Source organism: Pseudomonas sp. HD6422 (genome assembly GCF_025377065.1).
Taxonomy (GTDB): domain Bacteria; phylum Pseudomonadota; class Gammaproteobacteria; order Pseudomonadales; family Pseudomonadaceae; genus Aquipseudomonas; species Aquipseudomonas putida_U.
This window is the reverse complement of record NZ_JAHWIW010000031.1, coordinates 1-14902: the sequence shown is the minus strand read 5'-3', so window position 1 is coordinate 14902 and position 14902 is coordinate 1. Positions and strand designations below refer to the sequence as shown.

Annotated in this window: 11 protein-coding genes and 2 pseudogenes; 6 read left to right on the top strand and 7 right to left on the bottom strand. The window is 63.0% G+C overall.

Going from position 1 to position 14902, the window contains the following annotated elements; genetic code table 11:
• Positions 1-143: 143 nt before the first annotated feature.
• Positions 144-1517: an MFS transporter gene (locus KY379_RS20850; RefSeq protein WP_133327098.1), complete on the top strand. Its 1374-nt coding sequence runs from the start codon at positions 144-146 to the stop codon at positions 1515-1517.
• A 91-nt stretch (positions 1518-1608) separates the two neighbouring features.
• Here the strand turns inward: KY379_RS20850 and KY379_RS20845 are convergent, their stop codons facing one another.
• The 5 genes from KY379_RS20845 to KY379_RS20825 form a co-directional block, all read right to left on the bottom strand.
• Complete coding sequence (locus tag KY379_RS20845) at positions 1609-3021, bottom strand: DOPA decarboxylase (protein ID WP_261241398.1); 1413 nt, start codon at positions 3019-3021, stop codon at positions 1609-1611.
• 201 nt (positions 3022-3222) lie between these two features.
• Positions 3223-4167, bottom strand: a complete 945-nt coding sequence (locus KY379_RS20840; protein WP_261241399.1) for a LysR family transcriptional regulator — start codon at positions 4165-4167, stop codon at positions 3223-3225.
• A gap of 68 nt (positions 4168-4235) precedes the next feature.
• Positions 4236-4946: a YebC/PmpR family DNA-binding transcriptional regulator gene (locus tag KY379_RS20835; protein ID WP_133327104.1), complete on the bottom strand. Its 711-nt coding sequence runs from the start codon at positions 4944-4946 to the stop codon at positions 4236-4238.
• Positions 4947-5054: 108 nt separating this feature from the next.
• A complete protein-coding gene (locus tag KY379_RS20830) occupies positions 5055-6446 on the bottom strand; it encodes an FAD-dependent oxidoreductase (protein ID WP_261241400.1) in 1392 nt (463 codons plus the stop codon).
• A 14-nt stretch (positions 6447-6460) separates the two neighbouring features.
• Positions 6461-7777: an MFS transporter gene (locus KY379_RS20825; protein ID WP_133327108.1), complete on the bottom strand. Its 1317-nt coding sequence runs from the start codon at positions 7775-7777 to the stop codon at positions 6461-6463.
• Positions 7778-8021: 244 nt separating this feature from the next.
• Between KY379_RS20825 and KY379_RS20820 the strand changes: the two genes are divergently transcribed.
• The gene (locus KY379_RS20820; RefSeq protein ID WP_133327110.1) at positions 8022-8891 is read left to right on the top strand and encodes a LysR substrate-binding domain-containing protein; all 870 of its coding nucleotides are present in this window, start codon (positions 8022-8024) and stop codon (positions 8889-8891) included.
• 132 nt (positions 8892-9023) lie between these two features.
• Here KY379_RS20820 and tam read toward each other — a convergent pair whose 3' ends face one another.
• Entirely contained in the window at positions 9024-9800 is a 777-nt protein-coding gene (gene tam, locus KY379_RS20815; RefSeq protein ID WP_133327112.1) for a trans-aconitate 2-methyltransferase, read from the bottom strand.
• Between the two features lie 98 nt (positions 9801-9898).
• Here tam and KY379_RS20810 point away from each other — a divergent pair, with 98 nt between their 5' ends.
• Positions 9899-10078, top strand: coding sequence for a hypothetical protein (locus KY379_RS20810; protein ID WP_133327114.1), 180 nt, complete (start codon positions 9899-9901; stop codon positions 10076-10078).
• Between the two features lie 3 nt (positions 10079-10081).
• Here the strand turns inward: KY379_RS20810 and KY379_RS20805 are convergent, their stop codons facing one another.
• Positions 10082-11491 carry an amino acid permease gene (locus KY379_RS20805; protein ID WP_133327116.1) on the bottom strand — a complete coding sequence of 470 codons (1410 nt, stop codon included), beginning with the start codon at positions 11489-11491 and terminating at the stop codon, positions 10082-10084.
• A gap of 334 nt (positions 11492-11825) precedes the next feature.
• Here KY379_RS20805 and KY379_RS20800 point away from each other — a divergent pair, with 334 nt between their 5' ends.
• The 3 genes and pseudogenes from KY379_RS20800 to KY379_RS20790 all read left to right on the top strand — a co-directional run.
• On the top strand, positions 11826-13247 hold the full coding sequence (locus KY379_RS20800; RefSeq protein ID WP_261241404.1) for a PLP-dependent aminotransferase family protein: 1422 nt from the start codon (positions 11826-11828) through the stop codon (positions 13245-13247).
• A gap of 109 nt (positions 13248-13356) precedes the next feature.
• Positions 13357-13659, top strand: a pseudogene (locus KY379_RS20795) (methyl-accepting chemotaxis protein); the annotation flags it as partial.
• A 602-nt stretch (positions 13660-14261) separates the two neighbouring features.
• A pseudogene (locus tag KY379_RS20790) lies at positions 14262-14902 on the top strand (hypothetical protein); the annotation flags it as partial.

Below are 14902 nucleotides of genomic sequence, written 5' to 3'. Positions count from 1 at the left end.
TTGCCTCGCCGCCAAGCGTGGGCAACCATGAGTCCCAGATGTGACCAACCCGACCGGCCTCCTGCCCCACCGGTCGCTCGGCGGAAGTTGCTTCGACAAACCCAGAAACGAACATAATAAGTACAAGAACAATGGAGACAACGATGGCTCACTCCAGCTCTCAAGCCAAGAAAGCGACCGCCAGCGGTTGGATCGGCTCGGCACTCGAGTACTATGACTTTTTCATTTATGCCCAAGCTGCAGCGCTGATTTTCCCGCAGATCTTCTTCCCAAATACTGACCCCAAGATGGCCATCATTGCCTCGCTGGCGACCTACGGCGTGGGCTACCTGGCGCGTCCGGTCGGCGCGTTCGTGCTGGGCCACTGGGGTGATACCCGCGGACGCAAGAACGTACTGCTGCTCTGCATGTTCCTCATGGGTCTGTCGACCATGGCCGTCGGCCTGCTGCCGACCTACCACGACATCGGCCTGCTGGCGCCGGCCCTGCTGGTGGTGTTGCGCCTGATTCAAGGCTTTGCGGTGGCTGGCGAGATCTCCGGCGCCAGCTCGATGATCATGGAACACGCACCGTTCGGCCGGCGCGGCTACTACGCCAGCTTCACCCTGCAAGGTGTGCAGGCTGGCCAGGTACTGGCAGCGGCGGTGTTCCTACCACTGGCCTACTTCATGCCCAGCGAAGCCTTCAACGAATGGGGCTGGCGCATTCCGTTCCTGATGAGTGCCCTGGTACTGATCGCGGGCTTCATCATCCGCAAGGAAGTCCACGAGACCCCGGCCTTCGTCAATGAAGAGAAGCAGGCCAAGGTGGCTAAATCGCCGGTCAGCGAGGCCTTCCGCCACAGCTGGAAGCACATGGTGCTGGTGATGTTCATGGCCCTGATGAATGTGATCCCGGTGGTTGCGACCATCTTCGGCGCGGCCTATGCGGTACAACCAGCCTACGGCATCGGCTTCGACAAGAGCGTGTATCTGTGGATTCCGGTGGTCGGCAATATCGTCGCGGTACTGGTGATTCCGTTCGTGGGTAACCTGTCCGACAAGATCGGCCGACGCCCGACCATGATCGCCGGCTGCATCGGCTCGGGGCTGCTGGCGTTCCTCTACCTGTATGCCATCAGCATCCAGAACGTGCCGTTGGCCTTCGTTGCCTCGATCGTCATGTGGGGCATGGTGTACCAAGGCTACAACGCGGTGTTCCCAAGCTTCTACCCGGAGCTGTTCCACACCCGCTACCGCGTCTCGGCCATGGCCATCGCACAGAACGTCGGCACCATGCTCACCGCGATGCTGCCCGCACTGTTCGCCATGGTCGCGCCGCCAGGCTCGGACAACATCCCGCTGGTGGTCGGTAGCCTGGCGTTCTTCATCACCTGCGTCTGCGCCCTGGCGGCATACATTGCCCCGGAAACCCACCGCCTGGCGATGGAAGATCTGGGTAACCCGCAGGCCAAGCCAATGGAAAAACAGGCCTACGAGGCGAGCCGCAAAGACAGCTTTCAGGCCGTGAGCCACTGACAGCTATGGCAAGCCGGCTCCTCCAGGCACCGCACTGCCTCGGTAGGAGCCGGTGAGCCGGCGATGGGCTGCACAGCAGCCCTTGACGCCCTCACCCCCTGACCACGTCCTGCAAGTTCTGCCACAGCCGCTGCACATCCCCGCGCTCGGTCGGCAGCGCGCCTACCGAAACCCGCACCATCCAGCGCCCATTCAAGGTCGCCGGCGTCACGTACGCCGCTCCCGATGCATTGAGTCGCTGAGCCCAGGCCTGGGTATGCGCATCCAACGCCTCCCCTTCCATCCCTTCCGGTCGATGTTGGATGCACAAGGTCTGCAACTGCACAGGGGCCAGCAGTCGCCACTGTTCGGCCGCCTCGACCTGTTCGGCCAACCAACGGGCATTGTCCAGGTCGCGACGCAAGCGTTGCTGCAACGCTTCGACCCCTTCACTGCGCAGCATGAACCACAGTTTCAGGGCACGGAAACGACGTCCCAGCGGAATCCCCCAATCTCGCAGGTTCTTCACCTCCCCATCGACCGCCGACTGCAGGTAGCTCGGGTTGGTGCTCATCACCCGAATCAGGTGCTGCGGATCGCGCACATAGTAGATCGAACAATCGAAGGCGACGCCCAGCCACTTGTGCGCGTTGACCACGACCGAATCGGCCAGCTCGATGCCATCCCACATCCAGCGGCATTCCGGGAGGATCATCGCCGAACCGGCCATGGCCGAGTCGACGTGCAGCCACAGGTCGTGGGCCTGGGTCACTTCGCCGATGGCCCGCAAGGGGTCGAGCGCCGTGGTGGCGGTGGTACCCGTGGTGGCCACCACCGCACAGGGATGGTTACCGGCGGCCAGGTCCTGCTCGATGGCCGCGCGCAGGGCCTGCGGGTCCATGGCGAAGGCATCGTCGGTGGCGATCAGGCGGATGTTGTCGCGGCCGAAACCGGCCAGCAACGCCGCCTTGTCCACCGAGCTGTGGGCGTGGGCACTGACATAGACGACCAATGGCCTGGTCTCGGCCTGCAGACCGCCGCGTACCAGGGCGTAATCGGTGGCGCGTTCGCGGGCGCTGATCAGAGCCACCAGGGTGCTGGTCGAGGCAGTGTCCTGGATCACCCCACTCCACTGCGCCGACAGGCCGAGCAATTGGCGCAGCCAGTCGAGGGTGGTTTCCTCCAGCTCGCTCAGCGCCGGGCTCGACTGCCATGACAGGCCGAGCACGCCCAAGCCGGTGCTGAGGAAGTCGCCCAACACCGAGGACAAGGTGCCGTTCGAGGGGAAATAGCCATAGAAGTCGGGGTGCTGCCAGTGCGACAAGCCAGGCATGAGCAGTCTGTCGACGTCGCTGAGGATCGCCTCGAATGCCTCGCCTTGCTGGGGGGCCTGGCTTGGCAAGGCCTGTTTGAGGTAGCCCGGCTCGACCTGGGCCATGACCGGGCGTTCGGCGATGTTCTGCCGATAGTCGGCGATCAGGTCGATCAGTTGGTGGCCATATTGGCGGAATTGTTCTGGGGTCACGTGGAGGGCTCCTGTGGGTGATCCGGTGTCCATACCGGCCCCTTGGCGGGCAAGCCCGCTCCCACAGGTACAGCGCAGCCCTTGAGGACTGTGACTTACCGGTGGGAGCGGGCTTGCCCGCCAAGGGGCCGGCTCAGACAACACAAGCCCCCAGTCTAGGCGCTAGAACACAGCCCAAGAACCCCGCTTCACGCATACCTGCTATGGCGAACCCGGCTCCCCGCCCTGCACCCCGAACTGCGACTGACGCCACAAGTCGAAGACCCGATTACGCAACCAGCGGTGCTCGGCCGAAGCCTGCAAGCGCTGGTGCCAGACCACCCAATAGCGCTGGGTGTGCTCGATGAACCCAAGCGGTCGCCATGCCAGGCGGTGCAGTCGGCACAACTGGCGGGCGATGTGCTCGGGGACAGTCGCCAGAGCCTGGCCGTTGCCGATCACCTGCACGGTGGCGGAAAAGAACGGCACCTCCAGACTCACCCGCCGTTGCAGCCCCTGGGCGCGTAGATGCCGATCGATGAAGCTGTCCTTGTCACCACCGCCGGAAATTCGCACATGCTTATAGCCCAGGTAATCGTCCTGGGTCAGCGCCCGTACGGCGGTCAACGGATGATCGTCACGCATCAGGCACACCGCCCGATCCTCGCCCAGCAGGCGCCCATGAAGGTTGGGCGGCGATTCGTCGAACAAGGTGGTCGCCAGGTCGATTTCGCCGCTGGCGAGCAAACCGTACTGACCGGCCTGCCAGATCCGGTAGTCGATGGCCACGCCAGGCGCCTCACGCTCCAGCGCCGCCACCAGCAACGGCAGCATATGCTCGGCGACATAGTCGGAAGCAGCCAGGCAAAAGCGCCGTTCGCAACGGGCCGGGTCGAAAGTTGCCGGCTGGCGCAGGGCCTGGAGTTCGTCCAGCACCTGACGCAAAGGCTCGACCAGGCTTTCGGCATGTTCGCTGAGCACGTAGCCACGACCCTGACGCACCAACAGCGGGTCATCGAACGCTTCACGCAGATGCGCCAGTTGGCGGCTCAGGGCCGACTGACTGACACCCAGCCGCTCGGCGGCGTGACTGAGGTTCTTCAGGTGCAGCAGTTGGTCGAGGGTGCGCAGGTGGGCGATGCTGAGGGAGGCGAAGGTGGGGTTCATGCAGGTTCCCCTCGGCAGGGCAGACAGGCCCCATCGGCAGCGATGGGACCTTCAGAACAACCTGATCTTCAGGCAGTCAGGCCGACGTACACGTTCTGCACATCGTCGTTCTCGTCAATCGCTTCGAGGAAGGCTTCGACTTCTGCCAGTGCCTCGGCGCTCAGGCTGGCCGCGCTCACCGGATTCTTCGGGGTGTAGCCGATCTTCGCCGAGGTCACGGTGAAGCCGTGCTCCGGCAGGGCTTTCTGCACGGCGTCGAGGTCGGTGGTGTCGGTGATGAACAGGGTCGACCCCTCTTCTTCGCCCGGCTCGAAATCCTGGGCGCCCGCTTCGATGGCGGCCATTTCCGGATCGGCATCACCTTCGGCGGTGGCTTCGATCAGGCCGACATGGTTGAAGTCCCAGGCGACCGAACCGCTGGCGCCGAGCTGGCCCTTGCGAAACAGCACACGGATCTGCGCCACGGTGCGGTTGACGTTGTCGGTCAGGCACTCGACGATCAGCGGCACCTGGTGCGGGGCGAAACCTTCGTAGCTGACCGCCGAGTACTGCACGGCATCGCCATCCAGGCCGGCACCCTTGCGGATCGCCCGCTCCAGGGTCTCGCGGGTCATCGAGGCCTTCTTGGCCTGCTCCACCGCCAGGCGCAGGCGCGGGTTCATGTCAGGATCGGCACCGGATTTGGCGGCGATCTGAATTTCCTTGGCCAGCTTGCCCATGATCTTGCCTTTGGCGTTGGCTGCGGCTTCTTTATGCTTGGCTTTCCACTGTGCGCCCATGTCGACTCTCTTTGTTTCGGCGGCCGGTTCAGGAAGCGACCGGCCATAAAAAGTGGGAGCAGTTTATACGACCTCAGCCATGGATCGACAAGAAATCTTGCGGCTCGCTTACGCCTTGTCGGCTTTGCCCGCCGCCGCGGCAAAGCGCGCCAGGCGCACATCCAGGCGCCTTGGCCGCTGGCCGTGATCCTCGGCACGTTCCTTGCGCCGAATGGCGTTACGTACCAGCAACGAGCCCAGGTAGCGGATCGGTTCGGGCGGGAACAACCCCAGCGGCCCATTGACCAGCGGCGAGCGGGTCCAGGGGTTGTCTTGCCCCAGGGCCAGCGAGGCAAGGATCTGCCCGCCCATGTGGCATGGCCCGACGCCGCTGCCGGAGTATCCGAAGCCATAGAACACGTTGCCCTGCCCATCCAACCGGCCGAAGAACGGCAGGCCAGTCACCGAGCGGTCTGACGGCCCGTTCCAGCTCGCTGCCAGCGGCACCTCGGCCAAGGCCGGGAAGAACCCGCCCAGGCTCTGGCGCAGCAAGGGGCGATACGGTGACGGCTGGTCGAACACTGGCAGCATGCGGCCACCGAAGGCAAAGGTGTTGCCCCCTTTGCCGAGCATCAGCCGGCCATCGGAGGTGTTGTGGTAGTAGTACACGAAGATCCGCGAGTCGAGCACGCTGATCCCGGTGTTCAGCCCTATCTCCTGCAGCAGCTCGGAACACGGCTCGGTAATCACCATGTCACTGGAGACGATCGCCACGCTGCGCTGGAACTGCGGGAACGCCCGCGCCATCCAGGCGTTGAGACCCAGTACCACGCGGTCGGCACGAATGCTACCGTGCAGCGTGCGCACCGTAGCCGGCGCCCCATGCTCGAGGGCGGTCATGGCTGTGCCCTCATGGATGCGTACGCCCCGCTCAAGTGCCACCCGGCGCAGGCCACGCACCAACCGCCCTGGTTGTACGGTGGCAGCCGCCGGCGAGAACCAGCCTTCCAGGTGCCGGGCCGAACCTGCCAGGCGCTGTACCTGCTGCAACGGCAGGCGCTCGAACGAATTGATGCCGCGTTGCTGCAAGGCGGCGATCACGGCATCGGTGCTGCCCACTTGAGCCTGATTGGTCGCGGTGTACAGGGTGCCGTCCAAGCGATAGTCGCAGTCGATGCCATTGGCCGCGCAGAACGCACCGATGGCATGGATGCTGAGCTCGGACTCGCGCACCAGGCGCACGGCCTCCTCCACCCCGAACAACCTCTCCAGCGTGAAGTACTTGGCCGACCACGACAGGGCGCAACCACCGTTGCGACCGCTCGCGCCAGCGCCACAGATGTCGGCCTCGATCAGCAGTACATCGAGCGACGGCTGCGCCTCCTTGAGCTGCAAGGCCGTCCAAAGGCCTGTGTAGCCACCGCCGACGATGCACACGTCGCAGCGTGCGTCGCCGTGCAGTGGCGGGCAGGCCGGCTGCTGTTCCGAATCCAGTGCCTGTTGCAGCCAGAAGGGTCTCATCGCTTCACGTTCCTCTATGTGCGCAATGGCTTGATCGCCATCGCGGTATTGGGTGCCACGTCATCGGCCTGGGCCTCCCTCGCCGGGCGGCTGTTCCAGTGCGGCAACAGCACCAGCGCCGAGAACAGCGCACAGCCGGCAAACACGATGAACACCGTGACGCCATCGAAGTATCCCGGCAGCAGGCCGCCAAGCACCGCGCCCACCGAGCCGCAGCCATTGACGAAGCCCGCAGCAGTGGCGCCGGCCTTGGCCGTACCGAAGTCAATGGCGGCGGCGCCGCTGATCATCGAGTCCGGGCCGTACAAGGTCAGGCCCATGAAGAACAGCAAGCCCACCACCAGCAGCACGCTGCCGGTGTGCATGGCAGCCATGAATGCCGCCAGGGTCAGGGTCAGCAGCACCAGACTGATCACGCAGGCAGGCATGCGCCTGGCGCCAAACAGCTTGTCCGACGCCAGGCCGATGAGGATCGGCCCGAGCAGCCCGGCCAATTCGAAGGCCGTGGGAATGATGGCCGCGCCGACCTTGCCCACCGACGGCATCTGCTCGAAGACGATCACCGGTCCCCACAGCAGGATCGCGTAGCGCGCGGGCTTGAGCAGGAAATACGCAAGGCCCAGGGTCAGTACCGTACGGTTGCGCAGGATTTCGCGCAGCGGCGCCCACACGCTGCACAGGTTGCCGCCTGGGGCCATGCTCTGGGGCTCGGGTTCCACCGCCGGCAGGCCGACGTCCTCTGGCTTGTTACGCTGCAGGAAGAAGAACAACACGGCCACTGCGGCCACCACCACAGCGCTGGAAAAGAACGCCGCATGCCAGGTTCCGATCAGGGTGTAGGCCCACCAACCAGCGAAGGGCGAGGCCACCAGGCCGCCGAAGGCATAGCACGAGCTCCATAGCCCGAGTACACGCCCACGTTGGATGGCCGGGAAGAAACTGCCGATGTTCTTGCACAACCCCGCCCAGCCGGTGGATTGCGCCAGCCCCTGCACCAGCATGCAGGTAGCGAAGATCGGGAAAGTGGCGTAACTGCCCATCACCACAGCCGCCGCGCTGGAGATCAGCAGGCCGCCGAGCACCACCACGCGCGGGCCGAAACGGTCGGCGAGCATGCCCCAGGTGAACTGGCCCACGGCGTAGGCGGCCAGGTAGATGGCGTCGAGGTTGGCCATGGCGGCCTTGTCGAGCATGAATGTCGGGTCTTCGCCGATGCCCAGCTTGGCCACCGAGAAGGCCTTGCGAGTGAAGTAGAAGGCGGCGTAGGCCAACCAGGTGATTGCGAAAATCTGCACGCGCCAACGTTTGATCGTGGCTAGGGATTGGTTCATGTGGATCTGACCTCTTGCTCGAGTGTGCCGGCAGAATGTGAAGAAACGCCTGTTTTCTTGTTGTGTTGCGCACTGCATGACGAAGGCTCGTCACTGGTCAGATGGCGCAGGGATCCGCGCCATGGCCCAGCGACCGCGGATCACGATCACGCTGGGTTGAACGGTATGGAAACAGCTGGTGACTGATAAATAAAATCGATTTATCGTATTTCACACATAAGCTCAGCTTGTTATTGGAGGCGGCATGTCGGTATCCCACGCGCAACTCAAGGCGTTCCATGCGGTGGCCACCCACGGCAGCTTCACCCGCGCCGCGCAAAAGCTGTTCCTGACCCAACCGGCGGTGTCCGATCAGGTGCGCAAGCTCGAAGAGCGCTTCGGTGTGTTGCTGTTTCATCGCAACAAGCGTTCGGTGCACCTGACTGACCTTGGCGAACGCCTGCTAGGCATCAGCCAGCGTCTGTTCGCCTGCGAGGCCGAGGCCCACGAACTGCTCCAGGACTCCCGCGCCCTGCACACCGGCAGCCTGGTGCTGGCAGTGGATGCGCCGGTACACGTGCTCCCGCAGATCGCCCGTTTCTGCCAGCGCTACCCGGGCATACAGGTCAAGGTCGAGACCGGCAACACCGACGAATCCCTGGCCCGGCTGTTCAGCTACCAGGCCGACCTGGCGCTGCTCGGCCGTGACGTCGATGACGAGCGCTTGCACTGTGTACCGCTGCGGCGTGACCCGATGGTGGCGTTCGTGGCGCACCAACATCCATGGGCCAGCCGGGGCTCGATCAGCCTGGCTGACCTGGACGACATGCCGCTGGTGTTGCGTGAGCCTGGGTCGGTGACCCGGCAGACCCTGGAAGAGGAAATGCAGCGTGCAGGACTACGCATTCGCCCGGCGATCCAGGTGGAAGGCCGCGAGGCCGCGCGCGAAGCGGTGGTGGTGGGGATTGGCGTGGGGGTGGTGTCGGCAGCCGAGTTCGGCGCCGATGCGCGGGTGTGTGCGCTGCCGATCGTCGATTGCCAACGGCATTTGACCGAGACGCTGGTGTGCCTGAGCGAGCAGCGTACGCGGCGGGTGGTGGCGACCTTTCTGCAGGTAGTGCAGGAAGGGCTCTAGCGGCTTCAGCGGCCTCTTCGCGGGTAAGCCCGCTCCCACAAGTCAGGCGGGGTCCCTGTGGGAGCTTGCCCGCGAAAGGGCCGATAAAGCCGACACAACCAATCGGGCAGCACCGCCCCCCTCTGGCGCCCCCTAGCGAGTGGCCACCAGGAACAGCCGGGGAAACGGCAACAGCACCTTGCCATCGCTGGCAACCGGATAGGCCTGGCGCATGGCCTCCAGGTAGCGCGCCAGGAATTCGGCCTGCTCCTGTTCATCGAGCTTGGCCAGATAAGGCCGCAGCGCGGAACCCTTGAACCATTCCACCACCGCCTCTGCGCCACCGGCCAAAGGGTGGTGATACGTGGTGCGCCACACATCCACCCGGGCACTCAACGGACTGAGCAGGTTGTAGTAGAAGGCCGCGTCATGCCGCGGCGGCAACGCGAAATCGGCAAAGCGCTCTGCCCAGGGCCCCTGGCTGGCGATGTCGCGCAGTTGCCGGTGAGCAGGCTCTTCGAGGTTGTCGGGCGTCTGCACCGCCAGGCTCCCTCCCTCGCTCAACTGGCGCACCAGATGCGGGTACAGCGTCGCGTGCCCTGGCACCCACTGCAGCGAAGCATTGGCCAGGATCAGATCCTGTGGCTCGGGCGCCGACCAGGTGGCGATGTCGGCGATGTCGCAGCGCACCCGCGGAATATGCAGGCGCTTGCGCTCGCGGGCCTTGTCGATCATGTCTTTGTCGTTGTCCAGGGCCGTCACCTGGGCATCCGGGCAGCGCTGCAGCAGGACTTCGGTGGAATTGCCCGGGCCGCAGCCCAGGTCGGTGGCATGGCGCACCGGGCGTGGCGGCACGGCGGCCAGCAAGTCGCGCACGGCGCGGGTACGTTCGTCTTCGAAGAGGGAATACTGGGTGGCGGACCAGGCCATGGTCGACTCCTTGTGACGGGCTGTGGGTTGAGCATAAGCCATGTGAAGGTCAAACACCGAGACGGAACCCACCGACTATGCTGCAAGTCTGTCCCTGTATGCGCATGCCCATGAAGACCTTTCTCGCCGCCGCCATCCTGGCCCTGATCGCCGCCGCCGCCCTGCTCGGCTCGCCCTGGATGAACCAGCGCTTTCACATGCCCGCCGAGAAATCCCAGGCCCAACAACGCGAAACGGCCGGGTCCCACAGGGAGCCGGCCGCTTCCAACAACGACTAGTGCTTAGTGCTGCTTGCCCGTGCGGATCTGATGCACCACGCCCATCGCCACCACGATGGCCGCGGCGATACCGGTGGAGATCACCAGGATCTGATAGTCAGGCATGAAGGCCATGGTCACCAGGGCAGCCACGATGAACGCGATCACCAGGTAGGTCAGCCACGGGAACAGCCACATTTTCAGGCGAACTTCCTTGCCCTCGGCGATCAACTTGCGGCGCATGCGCAATTGCGAGAAGGCGATCACCAGGTACACCAGCAGTGCGATCATGCCGGTGGTGTTCATCAGGGTTTCCAGTACGTCTTTCGGACGCAGGGTCTCGCTGAAGTTGATCAGTGCGCAAACTACCGCCACCGCGCAGGAGCCGATGATCGCGAACACCGGGACACCGGTACCGGCGCGGGTGATCTTGAAGAACGACGGCGCGTCGCCACGCTGGGCCAGGGAGAACAACATGCGCGATGCGGTGTAGTGGCCCGAGATCAGGCAGCTGCTCACCGAGGTCAGCACCACGAAGTTCATCAACAGCTCGGCGTGAGGCACGCCCAGCAGTTCCAGGGTACGGCGGTAGGCACCATAGCCGGAGACGCCCAGGTGCGGATCGTTCCACGGTACCAGGCAGACGATCAGGAAGATCGAGCCGACGTAGAACAGGCACACACGCCATACCACCGAGTTAGTGGCCTTGACGATCTGAGCAGCCGGGTCCTTGGCTTCGGAAGCGGCGATGGTGACGATTTCAGCGCCGAGGAAGGCGAACATCACCCCGAGCAACGCTCCGATCACGGTGGTGATGCCATTGGGCATGAAGCCTTCAGCGGTCAGGTGCGTCATGCCACGCACTTCACCGAACTGCCAGATGTTCATCACCGCAGCGGTACACACCACCAGGAAGCAGACAATCGCCACCACCTTGATCAGCGCGAACCAGAACTCGAACTCGCCGTAGTGCTTGACGTTGAAGAAGTTGACGGTGATCAGCACCAGGGTCGTGGCCAGCACGAACACGTTGACGCTCACATCGGGGAAGAAACCATGCAGGATCTTGCCCGCCACATAGGCTTCCCAGGCCATCAGGATGACCCAGTACCACCAGTACAGCCAACCGATGGTGAAACCGGCCCAGCGGCCGATGGCGCGATCCGCGTAGGTGGAGAACGAGCCGGTGTCGGGCGAGGAGGTCGCCATTTCACCGAGCATGCGCATGATCAGGACCACCAGGATGCCGCCTGCCAGATAGGCCAGGACCGCGGCCGGGCCGGCGCTGTGGATGACGCTGCCGGAACCGACGAACAAGGCGCCGCCGATGACCCCGGCGATCGACATCATCGTCAGGTGGCGCGACTTGAGCGAGGCACTGAGCTTGCTCTCGTGCTCGCCTTTCGCGGTGGTGGTTGTGGATGTTGCGTCCATCAGTTGTGTACCCCGTGCTTCTTTTTATCCAAGGAAAACCGTGAAACCCCGATGGCAATCGGTCTCACCTCTACATCAGTGCTATTGCGGGCAGGATGGTGTGAGCGAACACACGCAGGCCATCCATGGCGGCCTGCTGACGCGCCCTGGGTTGCCCCCAAGGCGAACTGAAATGCTTTATGTGGCGATATCTGACACCTAATGTAAAAATGTCGGGCACAGAGAGCCATGCACAGCGGCATGAAATCCGCACTGCACTGTACAGGCCGCCCATGCAATACACCTGCTACACCGTGCCGGCGCTTGGCGTCGTGCACCCCCTGAAGGCACCCGAATGTTCGAACTACATCCAGACTCATCCACGCCGCTGGTCAACCAGATCATCGACGGGCTGCGCGAGCTGATCGACAACCAGACACTCAAGCCCGGCGCCAAGGTCCCCTCGATCCGCGCCTTTGCCGCGACCTACTCGGTCAGCACCTTCACCGTGGTCGAGGCATATGACCGCCTGGTGGCACAAGGGCTGCTGGTCAGCCGGGGAAATGCTGGGTTCTTCGTCAATCGTGCAGCGAACGAGCTACTGGACAGCCAGACCAACGACATCGACGCCAGCCGCCCGACGTTCAATTCAGAGTGGTACCTGCAGCAGATCTTCGAAATCCGCCAATTGCCCTTCAAGCCCGGCTGCGGCTGGCTACCGAACGACTGGATGTACGAGGACGGACTGCGCCGCGGCCTGCGTCAGGTGGCCGGCAGCCCGCTGGAGTTGTCCGGCTATGGCGACCCCATGGGCCTGCATGAATTGCGCGCATTGACCGCGCAGAACCTGCAGCAAGAACTGTCGATCGTCGCCAACCCGTCGCAACTGATGCTCACCCACGGCGCCAGCCAGGCTCTGGACCTCGCGGCCCGGACCCTGGTGCGTCCAGGCGACGTGGTACTGGTCGACGATCCGGGCTACCCCAACCTGATGAGCATCCTGCGCACCCAAGGGGCGACTTTGGTAGGGGTACCGCGCACACCTGCTGGTTACGACCTCGATCAGCTCGAGCGCTTGCTGGCCCACCACCAGCCCACCGCGTTCTTCACCCAGCCGCACCTGCACAGCCCGACCTGCTCGCGCACGCCGCTGGCGCAGTTGCATCGCTTGCTGCAACTGGCCCACCGGCACGGTTTCCGTCTGGTGGAGAACAACCTGTACGCCGACATGATGGCCGAGCCGCAGCCGTGCCTGGCCAGCCTCGACCACCTGCAGCAAGTGGTGTACGTCGGCAGCTATTCCAAGAGCATCTCGCCGAATGTGCGGGTCGGTTACCTGCTGGCAAACCCCGAATTGATGCAGAAGCTGTTGCACCTGAAGATGCGTTCAGGCCTGACCACTTCGCAGGTGATGGAGCGCGTGGTGTATGCCGCGGTGATCGATGGCCGCTGGCGCAAGCACCTCAAGCGCCTGCGCCAGCGGCTGGCCGAAGCACACCAGGAAGTCGGCCGACACTTGCATCGTCTGGGCTTCGAGCTGTTCATCGAGTCCGATGAAGGCATGTACATCTGGACCCGTCACCCGGCGATCCCAGACAGCGCAGCGCTGCTCGACGACGCCCTGGAAAAAGGCATCATGCTCGGCCCCGGGCAGTTGTTCATGGTCGATGCCCAGGCCACCGGGTGGATGCGCTTCAATGTGGCGTTCAGTACCGACCCTGCGATGTGGGAGTTGCTGGAAAAAGTGCTGGTCAGGCACGTGCGTAGGGGCGGCTGACCTTCGCGGCGTTTCGAGTCGCTCAACGATGCCATATCGGCATTCGATGCCTACAGACTCGACAATCCATCCAACTGCGTGATTCGCTCCGGCAGGGGCGTGGCAATCGAATGCGACCACCGAAGCCGCACGGGCGGGCGAGCAAGGTCGTGGATTTGCCTTAGTGGCCGACGAAGTGCGCAGCCTGGCGCAGCGCAATGCCGTCTCCACCCAGGAAATCCGCAGCATCATCGAAGCCCTGCAACCCGGCAGCCGCCACGCGGTCGAGGCGATGCAACAAAGCAGCGAAGGCGTGGCGCAAGGCATTGCCCAGCATATCGCTGCCGAAGTGGAGCACCTGGCCTCGAGCAGCCGGCGGTTGCAGCCGATTGCCAACCGGTTGGATGCGTTGGGGCGGATGTTTCATCCTTGAGTTTGGCGGGAGATTTGTAGCGTCTGTGAGATCGAGCGCCTCCTGCGCGGCGCATCGCGAGCTGCGCTCCTACGTTTGCTTCGTGACAATAATGCCTGTGGGATTTGCGCGCGGACGCCTTTGGGGGCGGCGCAATATCGTGCCGGCCCTTCGCGCCTAACTGGATATTGTGCCCTACGCACAAGGCGGTCGCGCGCCGCCACTACTGACGTTACTAGCCAAAAACAAACGTAAGCGAGCGCAGCTCGCGATGCGCCGCGCGGACGGCGCTCGATTTACGCAGCCCCCAAATATTCAAGGCCGGTGTTTTCGCGATAGCCGAACACCTCGATTAAACCAAGAAAGCGCCTTACCCATCGCAGCCTGCCAACTGCCTAATTTCGTCTTACAACCACCCCTGACTTATTTCCTATTGGGTCAAACCATCACTCTTATATACTCTTCACCCTTCCATGAAGATTGGGTTTCCTTATTCTTCAGAGAAGTGTGAAATGCAAGGCCCTGTCATTCTCCAACCCACAATAATAACCCCGGAACCGCTTCGCCCTCCTCCCAAATTCCCCATACACCCTGAAATCGGCCCTCGCCCATGGAATGGCAAGTTGCCAGATATTACCAACCCGAAGGCACTGGATAAGATCAACATCTATGATGTTAGTTCGATCATTCCAATCGCAAGCATCGGTATCCAAGCCCAGCAGCAATTCGAGGCCGAGTTCAACAAATACATACGCACACTTAATGCAACGCTCATTCGCGAAATCCAGGCATTATTCGGATCACCAAAAGGCAACCTGATCGAAATAAAGGAAAAGGAACTAAAGGCAACAAATGACCTAATTACACAAAAAAGAAAAATAATAAATCTAGCCCAACCTGCTTCATTGAAATTTTTTGGCCGACCGCCGCTGTCACGCTCTATAAAGCAAAACGGCGTCGACTTCGTAGTGCTCGCATCTAAACGTCGCGCCCCCCGACTCAGTGTTGTTTACAAATCTTACGTCGACTCATTATCTGCAGCTTACCAAGTGCGCGTGGCGACAGAAGCCATCTCACGTCTGCAGCAGAAGGCAACAGCCCTCGCGAGCGATATTGCAGCGGCTAAAAAGGACGCCGCGCGTATTGCCGCTGCTAAAGCCAAGGCCGAAGCCGACCGCATCGCCGCCGCTAAAGCCAAGGCCGAAGCCGACCGCATCGCCGCCGCTAAAGCCAAGGCCGAAGCCGACCGCATCGCCGCCGCTAA

Coding starts and splice junctions, on each gene's coding strand:
- KY379_RS20850 (WP_133327098.1), top strand. CDS start 144: ATGGCTCACTCCAGCTCTCAAGCCAAGAAAGCGACCGCCAGCGGTTGG.
- KY379_RS20840 (WP_261241399.1), bottom strand. CDS start 4,167: ATGAACCCCACCTTCGCCTCCCTCAGCATCGCCCACCTGCGCACCCTC.
- KY379_RS20835 (WP_133327104.1), bottom strand. CDS start 4,946: ATGGGCGCACAGTGGAAAGCCAAGCATAAAGAAGCCGCAGCCAACGCC.
- KY379_RS20830 (WP_261241400.1), bottom strand. CDS start 6,446: ATGAGACCCTTCTGGCTGCAACAGGCACTGGATTCGGAACAGCAGCCG.
- KY379_RS20825 (WP_133327108.1), bottom strand. CDS start 7,777: ATGAACCAATCCCTAGCCACGATCAAACGTTGGCGCGTGCAGATTTTC.
- KY379_RS20820 (WP_133327110.1), top strand. CDS start 8,022: ATGTCGGTATCCCACGCGCAACTCAAGGCGTTCCATGCGGTGGCCACC.
- tam (WP_133327112.1), bottom strand. CDS start 9,800: ATGGCCTGGTCCGCCACCCAGTATTCCCTCTTCGAAGACGAACGTACC.
- KY379_RS20810 (WP_133327114.1), top strand. CDS start 9,899: ATGCGCATGCCCATGAAGACCTTTCTCGCCGCCGCCATCCTGGCCCTG.
- KY379_RS20805 (WP_133327116.1), bottom strand. CDS start 11,491: ATGGACGCAACATCCACAACCACCACCGCGAAAGGCGAGCACGAGAGC.
- KY379_RS20800 (WP_261241404.1), top strand. CDS start 11,826: ATGTTCGAACTACATCCAGACTCATCCACGCCGCTGGTCAACCAGATC.